The sequence below is a fragment of the Pseudomonas sp. NPDC089743 genome, assembly GCF_044748785.1.
Lineage (GTDB): Bacteria > Pseudomonadota > Gammaproteobacteria > Pseudomonadales > Pseudomonadaceae > Aquipseudomonas > Aquipseudomonas putida_X.
Window position 1 is genome coordinate 89,863 of the sequence record NZ_JBIVGS010000003.1, and the last position, 22,975, is coordinate 112,837.

At 62.0% G+C, this 22,975-nt stretch carries 23 protein-coding genes, 1 tRNA gene and 1 pseudogene; 12 read left to right on the forward strand and 13 right to left on the reverse strand.

What is annotated here, in order from left to right:
• Nucleotides 1-11 precede the first annotated feature (11 nt).
• Nucleotides 12-1,514 carry a purine-cytosine permease family protein gene (locus ACIPZC_RS07245; RefSeq protein WP_400625923.1) on the reverse strand — a complete coding sequence of 501 codons (1,503 nt, stop codon included), beginning with the start codon at nt 1,512-1,514 and terminating at the stop codon, nt 12-14.
• 91 nt (nt 1,515-1,605) lie between these two features.
• On the reverse strand, nt 1,606-1,995 hold the full coding sequence (locus ACIPZC_RS07250) for a YybH family protein (RefSeq protein ID WP_400625925.1): 390 nt from the start codon (nt 1,993-1,995) through the stop codon (nt 1,606-1,608).
• Nucleotides 1,996-2,222: 227 nt separating this feature from the next.
• Here ACIPZC_RS07250 and ACIPZC_RS07255 point away from each other — a divergent pair, with 227 nt between their 5' ends.
• The 5 genes and pseudogenes from ACIPZC_RS07255 to ACIPZC_RS07275 all read left to right on the forward strand — a co-directional run.
• Complete coding sequence (locus ACIPZC_RS07255) at nt 2,223-3,212, forward strand: Fic family protein (RefSeq protein WP_400625927.1); 990 nt, start codon at nt 2,223-2,225, stop codon at nt 3,210-3,212.
• 107 nt (nt 3,213-3,319) lie between these two features.
• Entirely contained in the window at nt 3,320-3,940 is a 621-nt protein-coding gene (gene ycaC / locus ACIPZC_RS07260) for an isochorismate family cysteine hydrolase YcaC (RefSeq protein ID WP_046784574.1), read from the forward strand.
• Nucleotides 3,941-3,991: 51 nt separating this feature from the next.
• Nucleotides 3,992-4,810, forward strand: coding sequence for a polyphosphate kinase 2 (gene ppk2 / locus ACIPZC_RS07265; protein WP_400625929.1), 819 nt, complete (start codon nt 3,992-3,994; stop codon nt 4,808-4,810).
• A gap of 77 nt (nt 4,811-4,887) precedes the next feature.
• Nucleotides 4,888-5,034, forward strand: coding sequence for a DUF2955 domain-containing protein (locus tag ACIPZC_RS07270; RefSeq protein WP_400625931.1), 147 nt, complete (start codon nt 4,888-4,890; stop codon nt 5,032-5,034).
• A pseudogene (locus tag ACIPZC_RS07275) lies at nt 5,016-5,343 on the forward strand (hypothetical protein); the annotation flags it as partial. The gene ACIPZC_RS07270 and the pseudogene ACIPZC_RS07275, both read left to right, overlap by 19 nt.
• 4 nt (nt 5,344-5,347) lie before the next feature.
• Here ACIPZC_RS07275 and ACIPZC_RS07280 read toward each other — a convergent pair.
• Nucleotides 5,348-7,069, reverse strand: a complete 1,722-nt coding sequence (locus ACIPZC_RS07280) for a SulP family inorganic anion transporter (RefSeq protein ID WP_400625933.1) — start codon at nt 7,067-7,069, stop codon at nt 5,348-5,350.
• Between the two features lie 552 nt (nt 7,070-7,621).
• Between ACIPZC_RS07280 and ACIPZC_RS07285 the strand changes: the two genes are divergently transcribed.
• Nucleotides 7,622-7,891 (forward strand): hypothetical protein, encoded by a 270-nt coding sequence (locus ACIPZC_RS07285; protein WP_400625935.1) that lies wholly within the window; start codon nt 7,622-7,624, stop codon nt 7,889-7,891.
• 315 nt (nt 7,892-8,206) lie between these two features.
• Here the strand turns inward: ACIPZC_RS07285 and ychF are convergent, their stop codons facing one another.
• The 8 genes from ychF to ACIPZC_RS07325 all read right to left on the reverse strand — a co-directional run bounded on the left by ychF (nt 8,207) and on the right by ACIPZC_RS07325 (nt 14,997).
• Nucleotides 8,207-9,307 (reverse strand): redox-regulated ATPase YchF, encoded by a 1,101-nt coding sequence (gene ychF / locus ACIPZC_RS07290; protein ID WP_008099042.1) that lies wholly within the window; start codon nt 9,305-9,307, stop codon nt 8,207-8,209.
• Nucleotides 9,308-9,329: 22 nt separating this feature from the next.
• Nucleotides 9,330-9,914, reverse strand: a complete 585-nt coding sequence (gene pth, locus ACIPZC_RS07295) for an aminoacyl-tRNA hydrolase (protein WP_176512175.1) — start codon at nt 9,912-9,914, stop codon at nt 9,330-9,332.
• A 76-nt stretch (nt 9,915-9,990) separates the two neighbouring features.
• Nucleotides 9,991-10,587 carry a 50S ribosomal protein L25/general stress protein Ctc gene (locus ACIPZC_RS07300; protein WP_267818769.1) on the reverse strand — a complete coding sequence of 199 codons (597 nt, stop codon included), beginning with the start codon at nt 10,585-10,587 and terminating at the stop codon, nt 9,991-9,993.
• Nucleotides 10,588-10,705: 118 nt separating this feature from the next.
• Nucleotides 10,706-11,647, reverse strand: coding sequence for a ribose-phosphate pyrophosphokinase (locus ACIPZC_RS07305; protein WP_003247410.1), 942 nt, complete (start codon nt 11,645-11,647; stop codon nt 10,706-10,708).
• A gap of 48 nt (nt 11,648-11,695) precedes the next feature.
• A tRNA-Gln gene (locus ACIPZC_RS07310) sits at nt 11,696-11,770 on the reverse strand.
• Between the two features lie 19 nt (nt 11,771-11,789).
• The gene (ispE, locus tag ACIPZC_RS07315) at nt 11,790-12,650 is read right to left on the reverse strand and encodes a 4-(cytidine 5'-diphospho)-2-C-methyl-D-erythritol kinase (protein ID WP_267818767.1); all 861 of its coding nucleotides are present in this window, start codon (nt 12,648-12,650) and stop codon (nt 11,790-11,792) included.
• A 3-nt stretch (nt 12,651-12,653) separates the two neighbouring features.
• Nucleotides 12,654-13,271, reverse strand: coding sequence for a lipoprotein insertase outer membrane protein LolB (gene lolB / locus ACIPZC_RS07320; RefSeq protein ID WP_400625939.1), 618 nt, complete (start codon nt 13,269-13,271; stop codon nt 12,654-12,656).
• A 4-nt stretch (nt 13,272-13,275) separates the two neighbouring features.
• Nucleotides 13,276-14,997, reverse strand: coding sequence for a tetratricopeptide repeat protein (locus ACIPZC_RS07325; protein WP_400625941.1), 1,722 nt, complete (start codon nt 14,995-14,997; stop codon nt 13,276-13,278).
• 433 nt (nt 14,998-15,430) lie between these two features.
• Here ACIPZC_RS07325 and hemA point away from each other — a divergent pair, with 433 nt between their 5' ends.
• From hemA to ACIPZC_RS07355, 6 genes are all read left to right on the forward strand, one after another.
• Nucleotides 15,431-16,708 (forward strand): glutamyl-tRNA reductase, encoded by a 1,278-nt coding sequence (gene hemA, locus ACIPZC_RS07330; protein ID WP_400625943.1) that lies wholly within the window; start codon nt 15,431-15,433, stop codon nt 16,706-16,708.
• A complete protein-coding gene (gene prfA / locus ACIPZC_RS07335) occupies nt 16,705-17,787 on the forward strand; it encodes a peptide chain release factor 1 (RefSeq protein WP_241806320.1) in 1,083 nt (360 codons plus the stop codon). Before hemA ends, prfA begins: the two co-directional genes overlap by 4 nt.
• The gene (gene prmC / locus ACIPZC_RS07340) at nt 17,787-18,617 is read left to right on the forward strand and encodes a peptide chain release factor N(5)-glutamine methyltransferase (RefSeq protein ID WP_241806321.1); all 831 of its coding nucleotides are present in this window, start codon (nt 17,787-17,789) and stop codon (nt 18,615-18,617) included. The genes prfA and prmC overlap by 1 nt, the downstream gene beginning before the upstream one ends.
• The gene (locus tag ACIPZC_RS07345) at nt 18,611-19,366 is read left to right on the forward strand and encodes a molybdopterin-synthase adenylyltransferase MoeB (RefSeq protein WP_241806322.1); all 756 of its coding nucleotides are present in this window, start codon (nt 18,611-18,613) and stop codon (nt 19,364-19,366) included. Before prmC ends, ACIPZC_RS07345 begins: the two co-directional genes overlap by 7 nt.
• Complete coding sequence (gene murI / locus ACIPZC_RS07350) at nt 19,359-20,156, forward strand: glutamate racemase (protein ID WP_241806323.1); 798 nt, start codon at nt 19,359-19,361, stop codon at nt 20,154-20,156. Before ACIPZC_RS07345 ends, murI begins: the two co-directional genes overlap by 8 nt.
• A gap of 104 nt (nt 20,157-20,260) precedes the next feature.
• The gene (locus ACIPZC_RS07355) at nt 20,261-20,779 is read left to right on the forward strand and encodes an acyloxyacyl hydrolase (RefSeq protein ID WP_241806324.1); all 519 of its coding nucleotides are present in this window, start codon (nt 20,261-20,263) and stop codon (nt 20,777-20,779) included.
• Between the two features lie 57 nt (nt 20,780-20,836).
• Here the strand turns inward: ACIPZC_RS07355 and ACIPZC_RS07360 are convergent, their stop codons facing one another.
• Both ACIPZC_RS07360 and phrB read right to left on the reverse strand, forming a co-directional pair.
• Nucleotides 20,837-21,535 carry an SDR family oxidoreductase gene (locus tag ACIPZC_RS07360; protein ID WP_400625946.1) on the reverse strand — a complete coding sequence of 233 codons (699 nt, stop codon included), beginning with the start codon at nt 21,533-21,535 and terminating at the stop codon, nt 20,837-20,839.
• Between the two features lie 17 nt (nt 21,536-21,552).
• The gene (gene phrB, locus ACIPZC_RS07365; RefSeq protein WP_400625948.1) at nt 21,553-22,974 is read right to left on the reverse strand and encodes a deoxyribodipyrimidine photo-lyase; all 1,422 of its coding nucleotides are present in this window, start codon (nt 22,972-22,974) and stop codon (nt 21,553-21,555) included.
• Nucleotide 22,975: the final 1 nt, after the last annotated feature.

Sequence of the window (22,975 nt, forward strand, 5' to 3'; positions counted from 1 at the left end):
TCGTTATCCAGTCAGGCTATTTCGGCCGGGTTCAGCACCGGCGTGTGTGAGGTGCTTTTGCAGCGCACCCAGCGCGGGCCGTTGGGGCCATACACGCCGGCAGGTTCAGGGAAGAGGTTGAGCAGCAGCAGGTAAAGCACACCGGCCATGCTCAGGGTGACCGGCAGGCTCACGTCGATGCCGCCAGCCAGGTCGCCCAGCGGGCCTATGAACTGCCCAGGCAGGTTGACGAAGCACAGGCCGACCACCGCGCTGGGGATCCACGCCCCCATGCCGCGCCAGTTCCAGCCATGCAGGAACCAGTAGTGGCCGCCGCGTTGGCCGCGGGTGAACACTTGCAGGTCGTCGGCGTGGTAGAAGCCGCGGCGGGTGATCAGGCCGAGAATCATGATCACCATCCACGGGCTGGTGCAGGTGATGATCAGCACGGCGAAGGTCGAAACGCTCTGTACCAGGTTGAAGGTGAAGCGGCCGATGAAGATGAAGGCAATGGCCATTACCCCGATCAGCACGGTGGCGCCCGCGCGGCTGAGCAGGCGGGGGAACACGCTCGACATGTCCAGCCCGGTGCCGTAAAGGGCAGTCGTGCCGGTAGACATGCCACCGATCACCGCGATCAGGCACACCGGCAGGAAGAACCAGCTAGGCGAAATCGCCAGCAGGCCACCCACATAGTTGTTGGCGGCGATATAGTCCGCGGCCTGGGTGGCCACCAGGGTCGCGGTGCACAGGCCGAACAGGAACGGAATCAGCGTGGCGGCCTGGGCGGCGATCACCGCCAGCATGATGCGCGCCTTGGGCGTTTGCCGCGGGATATAGCGCGACCAGTCGCCCAGGAAGGCGCCGAACGAGACCGGGTTACTCATGGCCAGGATCGCCGCGCCGACGAAGGCTGCCCAGAATCCGGCCTGGCCAAGGCTGACGCTCCCGGCGTAGCCCGCATCGAATGGGCCGGCGAAGGCGAAGATGCCCAGCAGGAACAGCAGGCTCGAGGCCCACACGGCAATCTTGTTGACCCACAGCATGAAGCGGAAGCCGAAGATGCACACCACCAGCACCAGTGTGGCGAACAGGCCGTAGGCCAGGCCCAGGGTCAGGTCGGTTTCCGGCAGCCCTGCCAGGCGCTTGGCGCCGCCGACCAGGGCATCGCCGGAACTCCATACCGACAGCGAGAAGAACGCCACGGCGGTGAGCAGCGACAGGAACGAGCCGACGATGCGCCCGTGCACGCCGAAGTGTGCGCCCGACGACACCGCGTTGTTGGTGCCGTTGAGCGCACCGAACAAGCCCATCGGTGCAAGGATCAGCGCACCCACGCCGACGCCGAGCAGGATCGCCCAGACCCCAGCCTGGAACGACAGCCCGAACAGCACCGGGAAGCTGCCCAGCACGGCAGTGGCAAAGGTGTTGGCACCGCCGAAGATCAGGCGGAACAGGTCCAGCGGGGAGGCGTCGCGTTGATCGTCAGGGATCTGTTCGACGCCATTGGTCTCGATACCGGTCGAGTGGCTCATGGTGATGCTCCAGCGCGTTGTTGTAGGCCGGCGCGGGGCGCGGCCCTTTTGTGGGTGCGATGGCAGGGCGGCAGGGCCGCGTAAAGGTGAATCAGGCTGCGGTGACGACCGACAGGTGCTCATGGCAGGCCAGCCAGCGTTCGCCGTGGCGGCGGAACACAATGGTTTCGCGCTCGGCCAGTTGCTGCTGTTCGCCAGCGATGCGGATGTGCGTGGCAACATCGTGCATGAAAACCGCCACATCACCCTGCAGGCTTACCTGGGCATTGCTCGAAACGCAGCTAAGCACGGCAAAGCCATCGGCCTGCCATTGGGCCCAGAGGCCCTCGTAGGCACCGCGCGACAGCAGCGGTTGCGCCAAGGTGTGGAAAAGGAAGGTGGCATCTTCGCTGAAGCAGGCGAAGTAGCGGGCGGTGTCGTTGCTGGCGAAGGCGGCGACGAGGTCGGCGGCGGCCTGCCGTACCTGGAGTGTCTGGTCCACGGGAGTGGCCTCACGGTTTTTGTGATTGTGGTGAAGCGATTCTGGTGGGGAGGGGCGGGGGGAAAAATCGCTGGGGGGAAATAATTAGTTTAGAAATTCGTGAACCAACAGCCCCGCTTGCTTTACCCATGCCATAGCAGTGGATAAGGTGAAGGCAATTGCGTGTGGCCTATGGGTGGCAATGCAGCCCCTCTTCAGGTCTTTTGAATTCAAAGGAAATACAGGCGATGAGCAATTATCAGCCGCCACTGACAGTAACGCCGCGAATATTGGCACTGGTCGCCGAGATCAGTGAGTGCGTGGGGCAACTGACGGCTTATCGGGAGGATACCTTCACACCCCAACTGCGCCGAGGTAACCGTATACGGACCATCCAGGCCTCGCTTGCCATTGAAAACAATACCCTTACCGTCGAGCAGGTGACCGCGCTATTGGATGGAAAGCGAGTAATGGGTTTGCCACGCGAGATCCAGGAAGTCCGCAACGCCTTCTCTGCTTACGATGCGATGCCGGCCTGGCAGCCGGATCGTCAATCCGATTTGCTGACTGCGCACGGTTTACTGATGCAGGGTCTGATTGATGATGCAGGTCACTTCCGCGAGAGTGGCGTGGGTATCTACCGTGAGGCAAAGCTGCTGCACATGGCGCCACCCGCCAGCCGGGTTGCAACGCTGGTACAGGACCTTCTGCATTGGCTGGCCCGCAGTGAGTGGCATCCTCTGATTGTAAGCTGCGTGTTTCATTACGAATTTGAATTCATCCATCCGTTCGCTGACGGTAACGGGCGGATGGGGAGGTTATGGCAGACACTCCTGCTAAGTCGCTGGCGCCCTGTTATGGCATTCATGCCGGTGGAAACTGTTATCCGTGAGCAACAGGAAGCCTATTACGCAGCGCTTGCAGCTTCAGATCAGGCAGCTGAGGCAACACCGTTTGCTGAGTTCATGCTGAGTGCTCTGCTGCAGGCACTCGTTGAAGCGAGGGCTACCGATCAAGTAACCGATCAAGTAACCGATCAAGTAGCCAGCCTTTTGAGTATTCTTCCGCCGGGTTCAGCGTTGAAAAGCAATGAGTTGATGCAGCGTCTAGGACTTTCTCACCGCCCCACGTTCAGCAAAAGCTATCTGAAACCTGCTTTGGCTGCAGGGCTGATCGAAATGACAGAGCCAGATTCACCGCGCAGTCCGACCCAGCAGTACCGACGAGTGCGTAACTGACATGCTGTGGACGTGATCATCCAGGCCTTCGCCGACTGACGGCGTATCCCAACCTCAATCCTTGCCTACGCTGAAACTCCCAACCTGCGTTCGCAAGGAGATCTGTCATGGCCTTCCAATACAAACGTCTGGACAAGAACAACGCCGCAGTGCTGCTGGTCGATCACCAGACCGGCTTGCTGTCGCTGGTCCGCGATATCGACCCCGACCGTTTCAAGAACAACGTATTGGCACTGGCCGACCTGGCCGAGTACTTCAAGCTGCCCACCATCCTCACCACCAGCTTCGAAACCGGTCCCAACGGGCCGCTGGTGCCAGAACTCAAGGAGCAGTTCCCCGACGCGCCTTACATCGCCCGGCCGGGCAACATCAATGCCTGGGACAACGAAGATTTCGTCAAAGCGGTGAAGGCCACGGGCAAGAAGCAGCTGCTTATCGCCGGCGTGGTCACCGAAGTCTGTGTGGCCTTCCCGGCGTTGTCGGCGCTGGAAGAGGGTTTCGAGGTGTTCGTGGTAACCGATGCCTCCGGCACCTTCAATGAGCTGACCCGCGATTCGGCCTGGCGGCGGATGGAGGCAGCCGGGGCGCAACTGATGACCTGGTTCGGGGTGGCCTGCGAGCTGCATCGCGACTGGCGCAATGATGTCGAAGGGCTGGGCACGTTGTTCTCCAACCACATTCCCGACTACCGCAACCTGATGACCAGCTACAGCAAGTTGGCCAAGTAAAACCCCGGGGATCGACCATACTGACTTTCATTCGCCCCAAAGGAGCGTGTCATGGCCAAGCCGTCCAGGAAGAAAGACTTGCAGGCGCCCGCTGAGAAGCTGAGCGGCAAGGCCTATGACAAACAGCTCAAAACCCTGCATGTGGAATTGGTGAAACTGCAGGAATGGGTCGTGGCCAAGGGCCTGAAGGTGTGCATCTTGTTCGAGGGCCGGGACGGTGCCGGCAAGGGCGGTACCATCAAGGCCATCACCGAGCGGGTAAGCCCGCGTGTGTTCCGGGTGGTCGCGCTACCGGCGCCGACCGAACGGGAAAAGTCCCAGATGTACTCCCAGCGTTACCTCAACCACCTGCCCGCAGCGGGGGAGGTGGTGATTTTCGATCGCAGCTGGTACAACCGCGCCGGTGTTGAACGGGTAATGGGCTTCTGCACCGAGGAGCAGGCCAGCAAGTTCCTGTCGGTGGTCCCCATGCTGGAGAAGCTGATGGTCGAGTCGGGGATCATCCTCATCAAGTACTGGCTCGAAGTCAGCGCCCAGGAGCAGACCCGCCGCCTGCAAGATCGCATCAATGACGGTCGCAAGGTATGGAAACTCTCGCCCATGGACCTTAAGTCCTACACCCACTGGGACGAATACACCCACGCCCGCGATGAAATGTTCGCTGCCTCCGACTCATCGTGGGCGCCGTGGTTTCTGGCCCACTCCGACGACAAACGCCGTGCTCGCCTGAACATCATCAGCCATCTGCTCTCGCGCATTCCCTACAAGGACGTCACCGGCGACAAGGTGGTGAAGCTGCCCAAGCGCGGCAAGATCGGTAAGTACAAAGCCATCGCCTATCCCTTCAAAGTGGTCCAAGAGCGCTTCTGATTCCCTCACTGCGCAGGGTCGCAAGGGTACGAACCTATGCCACATGACGGCAGCCTACTGCAGGCCACGGTGGTCCTATGCCTATTGAGCTGCGCCGCCTGCGCGCGCTGCGCCTGGCGCTAGGCGTGGCGCTCTGCCTGGTGGCGGGTTTCGGCCGTGGCTTGCCGGTGCCCATATTGGCGCCGGTGTTCGCGGTGCTGTTGCGTTCATGCCGCTTGTCATGAAGGCGGTGAGCCTTGGGCAGCAGGCTGGCGAAACCCGAGCTCGGCATGCCAGCCGCGAACTCATCGGCTCGCCGGTGCTGGCAGGGGCGCAGGCTCTATCAGGTGGCAAGCACGCGGCACAGCCCTGCGTACTGGGTAAGCTGCCTGACCACCCTGCTCATCCTGCTGGGGCAGTCAGTGCAGGACAGTGCCGCTGGCCAGGACGTCTATCGGGCGTTTGCGGTCCGCATGGCGTTGTTTCTGGCCGTGTCGCGGTATGCGAGTGCCTTGCTGATAGGGCTCGACCGGCGTCGGCTCAAGGCCGTTTAGCGGCTCATGGCTTCCAGTCCACCCCGGTGTCTTGCAGATAGGCATCCACCGCCGCGCCGACAGTGGGGTGAAACGCCGTCTCGCCCATGTGCTGGAACAATTCGAACCGTTTCATCTTGTCTTTCACCGGGTCCTTCATCTCGGCGAACTGCAACTCGACCCCCCGGGCCTCCAGGGCCCGGTCGAGCTCGCCCAGCATGTCGGCGGACGTGATATCGATACTGGTCACCGGCTCCGCCGCAATCACCAGGCGCTGCACCGGGGTAGGCGACTCATCCACAGCTGCCAGCACCTTGGCCTGAAACTGCTCGGCATTGGCGAAGAACAGCGGCGCATCCCAGCGCAGCAGCACCAGCCCCGGTACCCGGCGAGCCTGTGGATAACGCTGCACGTCATGGTAGCCACGGGTGCCGTCGACGCGGCCGAGCACCGCATGGTGCGGCCGCCAGCCATCCCACAGAAACTCGATCACCGAAATCGCCACGGCGATACAGATACCGGGGATGGCGCCGAACACCGCAACCCCCACGAAGCAGGTGAACGACAGCCAGAACTCCCATTGCTGCATGCGAAAGATGCGCTTGAGGTCGGCGAACTCGAAAAGCCCCAATGCCGCCGCGATCACCACTGCGGCCAACGCACTGGTGGGCAGGTGCTGCATGAGGTTGGGGGCGACCAACAGCAGGATGGTCACCGCCACCGCGCCGATGATGCCGGTAAGCTGGGTTTTCGAGCCGGCCGCCTCAGCCACCGGCGTACGCGACGAACTGCTGCTGATCGGGATGCCTTGGAACAGCCCGGATGCCAGGTTGGCTACCCCCAGACCAAACATTTCCTGGTTCGGGTTGACCGTCGTTTTCAGGCGCGCCGCGTAGGTACGTGACAGCACACTGGTATCGGCGAACGACACCAACGCCACGGCGATGCCGCCTAGCAGCACCTCGATCAGGTCGATGTCGGTTACCCAGGGGAGGGCGAAGCTGGGCAAGCCCTGGGGAAGCTCACCCAGTACTTTGACGCCCATCTGGTCGAGGCCGAACAGGCTTACCGCCAGGGTGGCGAGCACCACGGCGATCAGGATGCCCGGTAAGCGCTTGTAGGGCTTGAGCAGCAGAATCAGCGCCAGGCTGCCGGCACCGATCGCAAAGCTGGGCCAGTGCCCCTGGCCGGCGATCAGGGCCTGTGCCAGCTGCCACAGATCGCGCAGGGGCCCCTGGCTATCGATCGAGAGGCCGAACAGCTTGGGCAACTGGCTGATCAGCACGGTCAGCGCGATACCGTTCATGTAGCCATAGCGGATAGGCTTGGACAGCAACTCGGTGATGAAGCCCAGGCGCAGCAACCCGGCGATCATGCAGAAGGCGCCGGCCACCAGGGCCATCAGACTGGCGATGGCGATGGCGCGCTGGGGGTCGCTGGCGGCGTACTGCACCACCACCGCCAGGATCGGCGCGGCCAGCGCCGAATCAGGGCCGAGCACCAGGATTCGGCTGGGGCCGAACAACGCGTAGGCCAGCAACGGCACGATGGTCGCGTACAAGCCGTAGATGCCGGGTACACCGGAGGCTTCGGCGTAGGCGATGCCCACGGGCACCAGCATGGTGGTCAGTACCAGCCCGGCAGCGATGTCCTTGGGCAGCCAGGCGAGCTGGTAGTGCACCAGGGTGGCCAGCCCGGGGAGCCAGCGTTGCCAGTCGAAGCCGGGGCGGGGAGGTGTTTCATGCATGGTGGGGCTCCTGGGCGGAGGACGCATGAAGTGCTTGTGGTGGGCTGGGGCAAACAGGCGGCACTGCGCCAGCCCCGAGGCGTGGGCCAGGTACTCACTTGAAACCAGATGCTTCAATTCACGATAGCTTGGTAATTGTCCTGCGCGGGCTACAGCAACCTATTACTGTCAACGTTGGCCGGGTTTTTTACCACCATTCGTTTTTTTGGGCACTACTGCCGAGCAAGCCTTCAGGCGTAGGATCTTTCCTAACCTGAAACCAAATGCTTCAGTTCAAGTTAGCTTGGGAATTATCCTACGCGCGCAGCTGCCGTTTCTCTGTTGTCGATGATGAGCATCAGGGCTAATTTCCCCAGGTCGTCATGGTTTGACGATCGGGTGTGAGAGCCCGGTGATACATCGTGCCAGTGTTATGGCAGCCGTTCGTGGGCAGGCGTTTGCCTGGCCGGAATTCCGATGTTCGCCGGTCTCTCACCCCGCGTTCGGCTGCCACCCTGCTTCTGTGAGAGGACGTTGAGTGGGGGCTTCGTGTACTGAACTCGGAGAAGCATCATGAAAAAGCTTGTACCTGATCCGCCCACCGCAAAACCCAGCTCCCGCTCGTTCTACACCATCAACAACGACATGCCCTCAGCCGAGGCATTGCTCTATGTCATTCAGTTACTGCGCGGTATTGAAGACACCCTCGACGAATACATCTGCGGCAATGTCGGCGAGCCGGGTATCGGCATGCTGGTCAATTCCGTGCACAACGTGCAGATGGGTCGGGCGTTGACCGAATTGGTGCTGACCAGGGAGGCTGGAGATATCAGCTGGCACTGAGGCAGGTGTTGCTCGGCGCATTTGAGCCGTTAGCCGGGCCACAAGGTTAGCGACTACCCATGTGGGAGCGGGGTTCACCCGCGAACCAAGGCGAAGCCCTGGCCATACTGCGCGGTGGATTGTTCGAGGATAAATCTGCTCCTACGCAGCTCAATGTCATCACGGGCGTGAGCCATTCCTTTTCGCAGGCCTGAAACGGCGGCGCCCCGTTCGCGGGTAAACCCGCTCCTACAGGTTTAGCACCAGCCTGAAGCGCGGCGCAGTACCTGTGGGAGCGGGTTCACCCGCGAACGGGGCGCCGCGGATTTACTGCCGTTATACGTTGAAGCGGAAGTGCATCACATCGCCGTCTTTGACGATGTAGTCCTTGCCTTCCAGGCGCCATTTACCGGCTTCCTTGGCTCCGCCTTCACCCTTGAACTGGATGAAGTCGTCATAGGCCACCACTTCAGCGCGGATGAAGCCTTTTTCGAAGTCGGTGTGGATCACGCCCGCTGCCTGCGGTGCAGTGGCACCGACACGCACGGTCCAGGCACGTACTTCCTGCACGCCGGCAGTGAAGTAGGTTTGCAGGTTCAGCAGTTCGTAACCGGCGCGGATCACGCGGTTCAGGCCAGGTTCTTCCAGGCCCAGGGCCTCGAGGAACATGTCCTTCTCTTCACCGTCGTCCAGTTCGGCGATCTCTGCTTCGATCTTGTTGCACACTGGCACCACGACCGCGCCTTCTTCTTCGGCGATGGCCTTGACCACGTCCAGGTGCGGGTTGTTGTCGAAACCGTCTTCAGCCACGTTGGCGATGTACATCACCGGCTTGCTGGTCAGCAGGTGGAAGCCACGGATGACGGCTTTCTCGTCGTCGGCCATGTTCTTCATCAGGCTGCGTGCCGGCTTGCCTTCGGTGAAGTGCGGGATCAGCTTTTCCAGGATTGCCTTTTGCGCCAGGGCTTCCTTGTCGCCACCCTTGGCATTGCGGGTGACCTTCTGCAGTTGCTTCTCGCAGCTGTCCAGGTCGGCGAAGATCAGCTCGAGGTCAATGATCTCGATGTCGCGCTTGGGGTCGACGCTGTTGGAAACGTGGATCACGTTTTCGTCTTCGAAGCAGCGCACCACGTGGGCGATGGCGTCGGTCTCGCGGATGTTGGCGAGGAACTTGTTGCCCAGGCCTTCGCCTTTCGAGGCACCGGCCACCAGGCCGGCGATGTCGACGAACTCCATGGTGGTCGGCAGGATGCGATTAGGCTTGACGATTTCCGCCAGCGCAGCCAGGCGGGCATCTGGCATCGGCACGATGCCGCTGTTCGGCTCGATGGTACAGAAGGGGAAGTTCTCCGCCGCGATGCCAGACTTGGTCAGGGCGTTGAACAGGGTGGACTTGCCGACGTTGGGCAGGCCGACGATGCCGCAATTGAAACCCATGGGTATTCCCCTCTCTAGGAAATCAGGCCTTCTGGCTGTGCAGCTCGCGCATTGCCTTGGCGAAATCGCCGGCAAGCACGTCAGGCAACACGCCGAGGGCAAAATCGATGCTGGCGTCGAGCTTCTCCTGCTCGGCGCGCGGCGCGCGGCCCAGGACGAAGTTGGAGACCAGTTTGGCGTCACCCGGGTGGCCGATGCCAAGCCGCAGGCGGTGGAAGTCGTTCTGGTTGCCGAGCTGCGCGATGATGTCGCGCAGGCCGTTGTGCCCGCCATGGCCGCCGCCGCGCTTGAGCTTGGCGACGCCCGGAGGCAGGTCGAGTTCGTCATGCGCCACCAGGATCGCTTCCGGCTTGATGCGGAAGAAATTGGCCAACGCCGCCACGGACTGGCCGCTACGGTTCATGTAGGTGGTGGGGATGAGCAGACGAACGTCGTTGCCCTGATGGCTGAATTTAGCCGTCAGGCCGAAATACTTGCGGTCAGCGGTCAAGCAGACGCGCTGGGCGCTGGCAATGCGTTCAACGAAAAGAGCCCCTGCGTTATGCCGGGTCTGTTCGTATTCGGGGCCGGGGTTACCCAGGCCGACGATCAACTGGATGGCGGTCACGTAGGGGCTCTTCCTTGGAGTTGGTGGGTTACGGTGCGCGGCACTGTAACCCGATCAACACCGGCGCGCGAGTGGATTACTCAGCGGCGCCTTCTTCAGCTTCTGGAGCAACGCGTGGCGCGTGAACGTTGGCAACAGCTTTGTCATCACCGTGGGCCAGAGCAACGAACTCTACGCCTTTCGGAGCTTTCAGGTCCGACAGGTGGATGATGGTGCCGATTTCAGCATTGCCCAGGTCGACTTCGATGAACTCAGGCAGGTCTTTGGCTTCGCAGGAAACTTCGATCTGCGATTCAACGTGCGAGATCTCGCCGCCTTTCTTGACCGGTGCTTCTTCGTTGATGAAGTGCACTGGAACAACAGCGGTCAGCTTCTGGCCAGCAACGACGCGAACGAAGTCGGCGTGCATGATGAAGCCTTTGGCCGGGTGGCGCTGCATGGCCTTGACTACGACGTTCTGCTTGGCGCCGTCGACGTTCAGCTCGATAACGTGGCTGAAGGCAGCTTCGTTTTCGAACAGCTTGGCGATTTCCTTGGCCACGATGGTCAGGGATTGAGCTTCTTTATCGCCACCGTATACAACGGCTGGGATGTTGGCGGTGTGACGCAGGCGGCGGCTCGCACCTTTCCCCAGGTCACTACGCACTTGGGCGTTCAGAGTGAAATCAGTCATTTTGTTTCTCCAAAATAGCCCCCCGAGGGCGTTTGCGACCAGCGCCAACGGGGATGGCAAAAAAGCCCCGCCCCAACACATGTTGGGGCGGGGCGCTTCATATCAGTACCTGTTCCGCTTAGCGGAACATCGCACTGATCGATTCTTCATTGCTGATACGGCGGACCGCTTCAGCGACAACCGGTGCGATATCCAGCTGGCGGATACGGTCACAGGCTTGAGCAGCGGCGGACAGCGGAACGGTGTTGGTCACCACCAGCTCGTCCAATACCGACTTCTCGATGTTCTCGATCGCACGGCCCGAGAGGACAGGGTGCGTGCAATAGGCATAAACCTTGGCCGCGCCGTGTTCTTTCAGTGCCTTGGCCGCATGGCACAGGGTGCCGGCGGTATCGACCATGTCGTCTACCAGGATGCAAGTGCGCCCTTCGACGTCGCCGATGATGTGCATGACTTCGGAGTGGTTGGCCTTTTCACGGCGTTTGTCGATGATACCCAGGTCGACACCCAGGGACTTGGCGACGGCACGTGCGCGCACGACACCACCGATGTCCGGGGAGACGATCATCAGGTTCTCGAAACGCTGGTCTTCGATATCGTCGACCAGTACGGGCGAGCCGTAGATGTTGTCGACCGGGATATCGAAGAAACCCTGGATCTGGTCAGCGTGCAGGTCGACGGTGAGAACACGGTCGATACCCACGACAGTGAGCATGTCAGCGACGACTTTGGCGCTGATGGCTACACGTGCCGAACGCGGACGGCGGTCCTGGCGGGCGTATCCGAAGTAAGGAATCACGGCGGTGATTCGGGATGCTGAGGAGCGGCGGAAGGCATCGGCCATCACTACCAGTTCCATCAGGTTATCGTTGGTCGGGGCACAGGTCGGCTGAATAATGAAGACGTCTTTACCGCGGACATTTTCATTGATCTCAGTGCTGATCTCACCGTCGGAGAATTTACCGACAGAGACGTCACCGAGAGGGATATGCAGCTGACGTACGACACGCCGAGCCAGATCGGGGTTAGCGTTCCCCGTAAAGACCATCATCTTGGACACGCGCAGTACCTGGAGGCTGAGGGTATACCTGGATGAGTATAAGGAAAATGGCAGGGGCGGCTGGATTCGAACCAACGCATGGCAGGATCAAAACCTGCTGCCTTACCGCTTGGCGACGCCCCTGTATCTGTTGCTGCGAGCGCTATGCACTCGACTTCTTGACCAGACTTTGCAGCTTGCGATGCAACATCGAAACATTGCTTCCTTTCGCCACAAACCCTGTTTGGGTCGCTGAAAGAAGGGCCAGAACTTTATCAGCTTCGGCTTTGCTTGGGAAGGCCCCAAACACGCAACTTCCAGTGCCGGTTAATCGAGCTTCAGTAAATTTACCCAGTGAATTCAACGCGTTGCGAACTTCCGGGTAACTTTGCTCTACCACCGGTTGGCAGTCATTTCGACTGTTTCCCTCGGGAACGGGGCGCATCTTAAGGGGGAGGGAATCACGTGTCAACTGTGGATGTGAAAAAATTTCTACTGTGCTGACAGACACTTGCGGCACCAGTACGACGTACCAGGGTTCTGCCGGGTCGACCGGGGTCAGTTGCTCACCCACACCTTGGGCGAATGCAGCATGGCCACGGACGAACACCGGGACGTCGGCGCCCAGTGTCAGGCCCAGGGCAGCCAGGCGATCTTCGTCCCAATCCAGTTGCCACAGGTGCGCCAGCGCCAGCAATGTGGTCGCGGCATCCGAGCTTCCGCCGCCGATACCGCCGCCCATGGGCAGCACCTTGGTCAGCCAGATATCGGCGCCAAGCCCGGTGCCGGACTGTTCCTGCAGCTTGCGCGCGGCGCGCACGATCAGGTTGCTGTCGTGGGGCACCGCTTCGATTTCGGTGTGCAGGCGGATCGCGCCGTCTTCACGCAGGGCGAAGGTCAGTTCGTCGCCGTGCTCGAGAAACTGAAAGACAGTCTCCAGTTCGTGGTAACCGTCCGGACGGCGGCCGATGATGTGCAGCCACAGGTTGAGCTTGGCCGGGGCGGGCAGGGTGAGCCTGTGCATCGGTCAGTGCCCCAGCTGGCGCGGCTGCCAGTCCTTGACCACCAGGGTCACGTCGAGGTCCTTGCCGTGCAGTTTCAGGCGCTCGGGCAGCCAGTAGCCGTTCTGCTCGGTGTAGCTCAGGTACTGCACCTGCCAGCCGTCCTGGTCCAGGCTGGCCAAGCGGCTGTCGCCATCGAGGGTCAGCTTGCTCTTGCTGTCGGGAGCGGGCAGGCCGCGCACCCACCAGACCAGGTGCGACACCGGCAACTGCCAGCCCAGCTGTTCTTCCAGCAACGCTTCGGGGCTGGCGGCTTCGTAGCGGCCCTGGTTGGCCACTTCCAGTACCACACCGCCGGGGCGGCCGGTCAGGCGTGCTGCGCCTCGGCCCAGCGGGCCGGCCAGACGGATGTCGTAATAGTCCTGGCGCTGCAACCAGAACAGCGTGCCACTGCCGGAGTCGCGCGGCGCGCGTATGCCGACCTTGCCGTTGATCTGCCAGCCATCGAGGCTGCTCAATTGCGCTTTATGGGTGCGCCACTGCTGTGGGTCGCCGTGGCCTTGAAGGGCCTCGCGGCTACCGAAGCCGGCACAGCCAGCCAGCAGGGCGATCAGGGTCAAGGTGATGCAATGGCGCAATAACATGGCGTTAAAGGGTCTCGGATCCGGTCAGGCGCAAGACGGTCTTGCGCAGGATAGGGCTGTCGGGCTGGGCCTCGAAGGCCTTGCCCCAGACCTGGCGAGCTTCACGGCGCTTGCCGTTGGCCCACAGAACCTCGCCCAGGTGAGCAGCCACTTCATGGTCGGGGAAGCGCTCCAGGGCCTGGCGCAGGTAACGCTCGGCCTCCTCGAGGTTACCCAGGCGGTAGGCGACCCAGCCCTTGCTGTCGAGGATTGCCGGGTCGTCCGGGGATAGCTCATAGGCCTTGTCGATCAGGGCCTTGGCTTCAGTGTAACGGGTTGTGCGGTCGGCCAGGGTATAACCCAGGGCGTTCAGCGCCATGGCGTTTTCCGGTTCGCGAGCGATGATGGCGCGCAGGTCTTTTTCCATCTGCGGCAGGTCGTCACGCTTTTCGGCGAGCATGGCGCGGGTGTAAAGCAGGTTGAGGTCGTCCGGGTAGCGCTGGATGGCCTGTTGCAGCACCTGGTTGGCCTGGGCGTCCTTGTTGTTGTTGCTGTAGCTTTCCGACTCGATAAGGTAAAGCTGGATGGCGAGCTCCGGCTGCGCCTCGCGGGCCTGGGCCAGCTGGCGGGACGCCTCGGTGCCACGGCCGTTGGCGATCAGGATATCGGCCTGGCGCAACTGTGCCGGCAGGTAATCCGGGCCCGGGCCGACCAGCGCGTATTCGCTCAGGGCTCCGGCGGGGTCGTGGCGTTCTTCGGCAATGCGGCCCAGGTTCAGGTGGGCGGCGTCGACGTTGCTGTCACGCTCGATCAGCTCGCGCAGGTAACTCTCGGCTTCATCCCAGTCCTTGTTCTCCAGGCATACCAGCGCCAGCGAGTAACGCAGCTCGTCATCATCGGGGTATTGCTGGACCAGGCTGATGAACTCGGCCTTGGCATCGGCGATGCGGTCCTGTTCGACCAGGGTGCGCGCATAGGTCAGCCGCAGGCGCTTGTCGTCTGGGTTGTCGCGGATCGCCCCGCGCAGCAGCGGCAGCGCTTCCGGGCCGCGGTCCAGGGCCTGGAGCAGGCGGGCACGCAGCAGGGTCGAAGCGATCTCGCCATTTTGCGCCGGGTGCGACTCAAGCAGCTCGAGGGCTTCTTCAGCCTTGCCATCCTGATTCAGCAGCAGGGCCTTGCCGAACACCAGCTGGTTGTTGTCGGGGTACTTGACCAGCAGGCGGTCGAAACTCTGCATCAGGCCGTCGCGGGTGCTCTGGTCGGTTTCGGCCGCCGACAGGGCGAGAAAATCGAAGTGCGTGTCGCCCTGGCCTTGCAGCACCTTCTCCATATAGGTCATGGAGTCGTCATAGCGGCCTGCCCGCGCCAGCTGGATGGCAGCGGCGCGCTGGGCGTCGAGGTTCTGTGGGTCGTTGCGGGCCCAGATCAGTGCGCTGTCCAAGGCCGGCTCGTCAGCGCCGAGGTACTCGGCGATGCGGTAGGCGCGCTCGGACACGCCCGGGTCCTGGGTTTTCTCGGCCTGGTCGGTGTAATTGGCCAGGGCGATATCGAACCGGTTGCGCTGGCCGGCGAGTTCGGCCACCAGCAGGCTATAGAGCGTGTCCTGCTTGAACGACCCATACACCACGGGCTTGTCGGCCTCTGCCTTGCCGGCTTCGGCAACGGGAGGCTCGGCCTTGTGTGGGGCCAGGCTCTGGCAGCCCTGGAGCAGGGCGAAGGCAAGCAGCAGTGCGTAGGGTCTGTTCATATGAAGAGGCTTAGAAGGACTTACCGGCGGTCGGAGCATGATGACACAAGCGCGGGGGCAAACCCACCTGCGAAGGTCGTGCTTTACAGCGTTGCTGGTGATTAGGTGGGACAGCGGGGGAGGTGGGATGTTCACTGCCCTGTGGCTTGTCGCCGCCGGCTCGGCAACGCGCCAGTCTGACTGCTTTCAAGTGTTGGCCAAGGGCTTGAGCCTGGATATCGTCGATTTTTATAGGCGATAAAGGGCATGCTTCCCGCTCCCTGGCCATTTTTTGACATGGGTTTCGGGGCCCAGGGGCAATGGCCCCAGGCGAGGGGGTGGCAAGGTTGCGCGGCCTGCGCCCCTCACCCTCACGACAATAGCGAACGGTGGTTGTTCTAAAACCTGCGAAAGAGGACAATTATCGGCTTCTCGTCACAACCAGCGACCTTGCATGGCCTTTCTTGCACTTGGTATCAACCATAAGACTGCCTCGGTAGACGTACGCGAGCGCGTGGCGTTTACCCCAGAGCAGCTGGTCGACGCCCTGCAGCAGCTTTGTCGGCTGACCGCCAGCCGTGAAGCGGCGATCCTGTCGACCTGCAACCGCAGCGAGCTCTATATAGAACAGGATCAGTTGTCCGCCGAGGCGGTCCTGCAGTGGCTGGCCGATTATCACCGCCTTAGCCTGGATGAGCTGCGCGCCAGTGCCTACATCCATGAAGAGCATGATGCCGTCAGGCACATGATGCGGGTTGCTTCGGGCCTCGACTCGCTGGTACTGGGCGAACCGCAGATCCTCGGCCAGATGAAGTCGGCGTATGCCGTGGCGCGCGAGGCTGGCACCGTGGGCCCGCTCCTCGGGCGCCTGTTCCAGGCCACCTTCAGCGCAGCCAAACAGGTGCGTACCGACACCGCGATCGGCGAGAACCCGGTGTCGGTGGCGTTCGCTGCGGTCAGCCTGGCGCGGCAGATCTTCAGCGACCTGGGGCGCAGCCAGGCGCTGCTGATCGGCGCCGGTGAAACCATCACCCTGGTTGCCCGCCACCTGCATGAGCAGGGCGTGCGCCGTATCGTCGTGGCCAACCGTACACTGGAGCGGGCCAGCCTGCTGGCCGAGCAGTTCGGGGCTCACGCCGTGTTGCTGGCCGATATCCCACAAGAGCTGGCGCACAGCGACATCGTCATCAGCTCGACCGCCAGCCAACTGCCCATCCTGGGCAAGGGCGCGGTGGAAAGCGCGCTGAAGCAGCGCCGGCACAAGCCGATCTTCATGGTCGACATCGCCGTGCCGCGCGACATCGAGCCGGAGGTAGGTGAGCTCGACGACGTGTACCTGTATACCGTCGATGACCTGCACGAAGTGGTCGCGGAAAACCTCAAAAGCCGCCAGGGCGCGGCCCAGGCGGCCGAAGAACTGGTCTCGGTGGGCGCCGAAGACTTCATGGTGCGTCTGCGCGAACTGGCTGCGGTCGATGTGTTGCGCGCCTATCGCCAGCAAAGCGAGCGCCTGCGCGACGAAGAACTGCAAAAGGCCCAGCGTCTGCTGGCCAACGGTGGCAACCCCGAGGAGGTGCTGGCGCAACTGGCCCGGGGGCTGACCAACAAACTCCTGCATGCGCCCAGCGTGCAGTTGAAAAAGCTCTCGGCCGAGGGCCGCCTCGATGCGCTGGCCATGGCCCAGGAACTCTTTGCCCTCGATGAGGGCTCGACGGACAAATCCTTGCAATGAAAGCGTCGCTGCTGAACAAACTGGACACGCTCCAGGACCGCTTCGAGGAACTCACCGCCTTGCTGGGTGATGCCGAAGTCATTTCCGACCAGGCGCGCTTTCGCGCCTATTCTCGCGAGTACGCCGAAGTGGAGCCGGTGATCGGCGCCTATAAAGAGTGGCGCAAGGTGCAGGACGACCTCGAAGGTGCCCAGGCGCTGCTCAAGGACGCCGACCCCGATATGCGCGAAATGGCTGTGGAAGAAGTACGCGAAGCCAAGGAGCAACTGCTGGGGCTGGAGTCGCAGCTGCAACGCATGCTGTTGCCTAAAGACCCCAACGACGGGCGCAACGTGTTCCTCGAAATTCGCGCAGGCACCGGTGGCGACGAGGCGGCCATCTTCTCGGGCGATCTGTTCCGCATGTATTCGCGCTATGCCGAACGGCGCGGCTGGCGCCTTGAAATTCTCTCCGAGAACGAAGGCGAGCACGGCGGCTATAAAGAGATCATCGCCCGCGTCGAAGGCGACAGCGTTTACGGCAAGCTCAAGTTCGAGTCTGGCGCGCATCGCGTGCAGCGGGTGCCTGAAACCGAATCGCAAGGCCGTATCCACACCTCGGCGTGTACTGTCGCGGTGCTGCCCGAGCCGGATGAGCAAGTGGCTATCGAGATCAACCCGGCCGATTTGCGCGTGGACACCTACCGCGCATCCGGCGCCGGTGGCCAGCACGTCAACAAAACAGACTCGGCCATTCGCATCACCCACTTGCCTACTGGCATCGTGGTGGAGTGCCAGGAGGAGCGTTCGCAGCACAAGAACCGCGCCCGAGCCATGTCCTGGCTGTCGGCCAAGCTCAATGACATGCAGACCAGCGCGGCGCAGAACGCCATCGCCAGTGAGCGTAAACTGCTGGTAGGTTCGGGCGACCGCTCAGAGCGTATCCGTACCTACAATTATCCACAGGGGCGGGTGACCGATCACCGTATCAACCTGACCTTGTATTCCCTCGACGATATCCTTGCCGGGGGCGTGGACGCGGTGATCGAACCGTTGCTGGCTGAATACCAGGCTGATCAGCTGGCGGCACTGGGGGATTGATGACCATCATCGCCAGCCTGCTGCGCACTGCGCAATTGCCGGATTCGCCCACCGCACGCCTGGACGCCGAACTGCTGCTGGCAGCGGCCATCGGCAAGTCTCGCAGCTACCTGCATACATGGCCTGAGCGCATCGTCAGCAGCGAGGATGCGCAGACTTACGCGGGCTACCTCGAGCGTCGCCGGGGTGGCGAGCCTGTTGCCTACATTCTGGGCCAACAGGGCTTCTGGAAACTCGACCTGGAAGTGGCACCACACACGTTGATTCCGCGCCCTGATACCGAGCTTCTGGTCGAGACGGCGCTTGAGCTGCAGCCTGCAACGCCCGCCAAGGTGCTCGACCTGGGCACCGGCACTGGCGCGATAGCACTGGCCTTGGCCAGCGAGCGCCCGGCCTGGCAGGTCACGGCACTGGACCGGGTCGAGGAAGCGGTAGCGCTGGCTGAACGTAATCGTCAACGCTTGGGCCTGGGCAACGTGAAGGTGCTCGCCAGCCACTGGTTCAGTGCCTTGAGCGGGGAGCGTTTCGACCTGATCCTCAGCAACCCGCCGTACATCGCTGCCCAAGACCCGCACCTGGCTGCCGGTGATGTGCGCTTCGAGCCCAGCAGTGCACTGGTGGCCGGGGACGATGGCCTGGACGACCTGCGGCTGATCGTTGGCCAGGCACCGGCGCATCTGCTGCCCGGTGGCTGGCTGCTGCTGGAACACGGTTACGACCAGGCACAGGCGGTGCGCGCGCTGCTGGCCGGGCAAGGTTTCATCGAGGTGGCCAGCCGCAAGGACCTGGGCGGTCACGAACGTATTTCCCTGGGGCGCCTGCCATGCTGACCGATCAGGAATTGTTGCGTTACAGCCGGCAGATCCTGCTGGCACAGGTGGACATCGAAGGCCAGTTGCGCCTCAAGCAAAGCAAGGCGCTGATCATCGGCTTGGGTGGTCTGGGCTCACCGGTGGCGCTCTACCTGGCAGCCGCGGGTGTGGGGGAACTGCACCTGGCGGACTTCGATACCGTCGACCTGACCAACCTGCAGCGTCAGGTCATCCATGACAGTGGCAGCGTTGGCATGAGCAAGGTGGACTCGGCGCTGCAGCGGCTTGCGGCCATCAACCCTGAAATCACCTTGGTCGCCCACCGTCAGGCGCTGGACGAAGATTCCCTGGCTGCTGCGGTAGCAGCCGTCGACCTGGTGCTGGACTGTTCCGACAACTTCGGTACCCGCGAGGCCGTCAATGCAGCGTGCTTCGCCCACGGTAAGCCGCTGGTCAGTGGGGCAGCCATCCGCCTCGAAGGGCAGCTGTCGGTGTTCGACCCTCGGCGCGATTACAGCCCTTGCTACCATTGCCTGTATGGCCATGGCAGCGAAGACGAGCTGACCTGCAGCGAAGCCGGCGTGATCGGCCCGCTGGTGGGGCTGGTCGGCAGCCTGCAGGCGCTGGAAGCCATGAAACTGCTGGCGTGTTTTGGCGAGCCGCTGGTGGGCCGCTTGCTGCTGATCGACGCAATGGGCACGCGCCTGCGTGAGTTGCGGGTCAAGCGCGACCCGGCTTGTGCGGTGTGTGGCAAGCGCGATGGCTGAGCGCTCGGCAGCGGTTGGCGTGATGGACTCCGGGGTCGGCGGTTTGTCCGTGCTGGCCGAGATCCAGCGTTTGCTGCCCAGCGAGTCGCTGCTCTATGTGGCCGATTGCGGGCATGTGCCGTATGGCGAGAAAACCCCCGACTACATCCGCCAGCGGTGCCGGCGCATTGCCGAGTTTTTCCAGGCGCAGGGTGCCAAGGCGATGGTCCTGGCCTGCAACACGGCAACCGTGGCAGCGGTTGCCGACTTGCGTGAGCTTTACCCCGACTGGCCCCTGGTAGGCATGGAGCCGGCCGTGAAGCCTGCTGCTGCCGCCACCCGTTCTGGCGTGGTCGGTGTGCTGGCCACTACCGGCACCTTGCAGAGCGCCAAGTTCGCCGCCTTGCTCGACCGCTTCGCCAGCGACGTACGCGTGGTCACCCAGCCTTGCCCTGGGCTGGTCGAGCTGATCGAGACGGGTGACCTGGGTAGCCCGCAATTGCGCCAGCTGTTGCTTGGGTACTTGCAGCCCTTGCTTGCGGCAGGGTGCGATACGTTGATTCTCGGGTGTACCCATTACCCATTCCTGCGCCCGTTGCTGGCCGGGATGGTGCCCGCCGACGTCGCTATCATCGATACCGGGGCGGCGGTGGCGCGCCAACTGCAACGGTTACTCGCCGCGCGCGGGCTGCTGGCCGAGGGGCCGGCACGCGAAGCGGCATTCTGGACCAGCGCCGAGCCGCGGTCATTGGAAACCATCCTTCCTGTGCTGTGGAATACGTCGGGTAGTGTGAAAAAGTTCGAGTTGTAAAAAAAACGTGAAAACAGCTGAACTATCGTCCCACTCCTGATTTCTATGTTTAGCCTGCCATGAGGCAAACACTTACAACAGCATTGGAAAGAAGGATGTTTCTCATGAGGAAACTGCTCGGCTTGGCGGCGGCTGCCGCCATCACTTTGGGACAAGTCGCGGCAGTGCAAGCTGCCGATGTTTCGTTATCGGTGGGGCAGACGGGGGACTCCACGCAAGTTTACCGCCTGGGTCTGCAGTCAAACTGGGATGCCAGCTGGTGGCAGACGAGCGTCGGTCGGCTGACGGGTTATTGGGACGGTGCTTACACCTATTGGGACGGCGACGAGACGGCGAGCAACCATAGCCTGTCTTTCGCACCTGTATTCGTCTACGAGTTCGCCGGTGAGTCGGTGAAGCCCTACATCGAAGCAGGTATCGGTGTGGCTGCATTTTCCAGCACCGAACTTGAAAGCAACGAGTTGGGTTCGTCATTCCAGTTCGAAGACCGCATCGGTTTCGGGCTGCGTTTTGCAGGTGGGCATGAGATTGGCGTGCGGGCAATCCACTATTCCAATGCCGGCATCAAACAGCCCAATGATGGGGTCGAGAGCTACAGCCTGCATTACCGCATGGCACTTTGAAGTTGTCTTGCCATCCACTTCGCGGGGCCGCGAAGGGGATGGCAAACCCCCCATCACTTAGCGTGACAACGGCCACAAGCTGCTGGGGTTCGTGACCTCCAGCACCAGCTCCGGCTCGCGCAGTGGCAAGCGTCGCAGCAGCTCTTGTGCCGCGCTCTGTGGCGTCCACTCTTCTGGGTAGGCCATCGCTGACGTGACTGGCGTCTTCAGCGATTGCGGCGCCACCACTGTCAGGTCAATACCTTCATTTTTCAGCGACTGGCGCGCTTCGCGAAACCACTGCGGTGTGTTGTTCCAACCTGCTGTGACTTGCGTGGGCGCATACAACTGCAGGGCTGAATAACGGTTGAAGATCGCCATTACCTGCGGCTTGTCGCCTTTGATCAGCAACGGTAATACCTTGCCCATACAGTGCTCGGCCGCCAGCTGATTACTGCTGACGATCGTCTCGAACACGTCTGTGGCCGATACCGTATCCGGCAGGTAATCGCTGGTCCCGGCATTGATGATCAGGCTGTCCAGCGAGCCCCAGGTATGGCAAAGCTGAAGGCAGGCATTGGCTGCCTGGTCTTCGTCATGCAACTGCCAGGGCAGGCGCAAGATACGGCTGCCATGGTGCGCTGCCAAGCTATCGAGCGCTTGGCAGTCCTTGCCACTTGCCGCTACCCGGTGCCCTTGCCCGAGCAGCTGTTCCACTAACGCCAGTCCCAGGCCGCTGCCGGCCCCCGTAACCCAGAAAAATCGCGGATGATTCAATACACGGACCCCTCACCCTAACTACGCGACAACCCCTTGAAGGCCTCCAGTGCACGCTGGCGACTACTACTTAGGTCAACTATAGGACGATGGTACGAATTATCGGCGAAAAGATCCTTATTTTGCGTAGGCTGATGGATACTTTTTTCATCCAGACCGCGCAGCTCGGGTACCCAGTGGCGAATGAAGTGCCCTTGTGGGTCGAACCGTTGCGACTGCGAAATGGGGTTGAAGATGCGGAAGTAAGGTACCGAGTCCGTGCCCGTGGACGCGCTCCACTGCCAGCCACCATTGTTGGCGGCAAGATCACCGTCTATCAGGTGGCGCATGAAATGCCGTTCGCCCTTGCGCCAATCGATCAGCAAGTTCTTGCTGAGGAACATGGCGACGATCATGCGCAGGCGATTGTGCATCCACCCGGTGTGCAGCAACTGGCGCATGGCCGCGTCGATGATCGGGAACCCGGTGCGTCCCTGTTCCCAGGCCTCAAGGTCGGCAGGGGCATCGCGCCAGGGCAACGCCTCAGTGTGTGTGCGGAATGCTCGGTGGCGTGACACCTGTGGATAACCGGTCAGGATATGTTTGTAGAACTCGCGCCAGAGCAATTCGTTGATCCAGGTCTGAGTGCCAGAACTACCACTGTCGAACTCGCCGCGGTTGCTCGCCAGTGCGGCGTGCAGGCACTGGCGGGGTGAGACCACCCCGGCCGCCAGGTAAGCCGAAAGTTGGCTGGTACCCGGTTTAGCCGGCAGGTCGCGCAGGTGATGGTAATCCTCGATGGTTTCATCCACGAAGCGTGACAGCCGGGCGTGCGCCTCGTCCTCGCCAGCAGGCCAGTGTTCGCTCAGGGCACGCGGTGGTTTGTCGAAGCCTTCGATGTGCTGTGGGATGGGGTCGCTGGCGACGTCCACCGGGGCCTGCCTTTTTACCCGAGGCGCTTGCGACGGCAGGCTTCGGTGCAGGTGTTCCAGGCAGACTTTCTTGAACTGGCTGAAGACCTGGAAGTAATCCCCGCTGCGGGTCAGCACGGTGCCAGGGCGGAACAGCAGCTGGTCGAGGTAGCTGTGGGCCTGAACGCCGGAAGCTTCCAGTAGCGCCCGGGTCGCCTGGTCGCGGCTGTTCTCGTTGATGCCGTACTCATCGTTCCAGTGCACCGCTTCGATCTTGTGCTGGCGGCATACGTCAAGCAGCGTTTGCGCCGCCTGATCCCAGGTGTCGATCCTGCGGACCAGCAGCGGGATATTGAGGCCCTCGAGTGACTTTCGCAGGTCGCGCAGGTTACGCAGCCAGAAGTCGACCTTGCAGGCAGCGTCGTCGTGCGCCTGCCATTGGCCTGGGCTGGCCAGCCACAAGGCCACGGTAGGGCCGCGTTCACAGGCGGCGCTCAGGGCAGTGTTGTCGTTGACGCGCAGGTCGCTGCGCAGCCAGATCAATTGCATG

Excerpts from the sequence above, each read along its gene's own strand:
- ACIPZC_RS07245 (WP_400625923.1), bottom strand. The coding sequence starts at position 1,514 with ATGAGCCACTCGACCGGTATCGAGACCAATGGCGTCGAACAGATCCCT.
- ACIPZC_RS07255 (WP_400625927.1), top strand. The coding sequence starts at position 2,223 with ATGAGCAATTATCAGCCGCCACTGACAGTAACGCCGCGAATATTGGCA.
- ycaC (WP_046784574.1), top strand. The coding sequence starts at position 3,320 with ATGGCCTTCCAATACAAACGTCTGGACAAGAACAACGCCGCAGTGCTG.
- ppk2 (WP_400625929.1), top strand. The coding sequence starts at position 3,992 with ATGGCCAAGCCGTCCAGGAAGAAAGACTTGCAGGCGCCCGCTGAGAAG.
- ACIPZC_RS07270 (WP_400625931.1), top strand. The coding sequence starts at position 4,888 with ATGCCTATTGAGCTGCGCCGCCTGCGCGCGCTGCGCCTGGCGCTAGGC.
- ACIPZC_RS07280 (WP_400625933.1), bottom strand. The coding sequence starts at position 7,069 with ATGCATGAAACACCTCCCCGCCCCGGCTTCGACTGGCAACGCTGGCTC.
- ACIPZC_RS07285 (WP_400625935.1), top strand. The coding sequence starts at position 7,622 with ATGAAAAAGCTTGTACCTGATCCGCCCACCGCAAAACCCAGCTCCCGC.
- ychF (WP_008099042.1), bottom strand. The coding sequence starts at position 9,307 with ATGGGTTTCAATTGCGGCATCGTCGGCCTGCCCAACGTCGGCAAGTCC.
- ACIPZC_RS07300 (WP_267818769.1), bottom strand. The coding sequence starts at position 10,587 with ATGACTGATTTCACTCTGAACGCCCAAGTGCGTAGTGACCTGGGGAAA.
- ispE (WP_267818767.1), bottom strand. The coding sequence starts at position 12,650 with ATGCACAGGCTCACCCTGCCCGCCCCGGCCAAGCTCAACCTGTGGCTG.
- lolB (WP_400625939.1), bottom strand. The coding sequence starts at position 13,271 with ATGTTATTGCGCCATTGCATCACCTTGACCCTGATCGCCCTGCTGGCT.
- ACIPZC_RS07325 (WP_400625941.1), bottom strand. The coding sequence starts at position 14,997 with ATGAACAGACCCTACGCACTGCTGCTTGCCTTCGCCCTGCTCCAGGGC.
- hemA (WP_400625943.1), top strand. The coding sequence starts at position 15,431 with ATGGCCTTTCTTGCACTTGGTATCAACCATAAGACTGCCTCGGTAGAC.
- prfA (WP_241806320.1), top strand. The coding sequence starts at position 16,705 with ATGAAAGCGTCGCTGCTGAACAAACTGGACACGCTCCAGGACCGCTTC.
- prmC (WP_241806321.1), top strand. The coding sequence starts at position 17,787 with ATGACCATCATCGCCAGCCTGCTGCGCACTGCGCAATTGCCGGATTCG.
- ACIPZC_RS07345 (WP_241806322.1), top strand. The coding sequence starts at position 18,611 with ATGCTGACCGATCAGGAATTGTTGCGTTACAGCCGGCAGATCCTGCTG.
- murI (WP_241806323.1), top strand. The coding sequence starts at position 19,359 with ATGGCTGAGCGCTCGGCAGCGGTTGGCGTGATGGACTCCGGGGTCGGC.
- ACIPZC_RS07355 (WP_241806324.1), top strand. The coding sequence starts at position 20,261 with ATGAGGAAACTGCTCGGCTTGGCGGCGGCTGCCGCCATCACTTTGGGA.
- phrB (WP_400625948.1), bottom strand. The coding sequence starts at position 22,974 with ATGCAATTGATCTGGCTGCGCAGCGACCTGCGCGTCAACGACAACACT.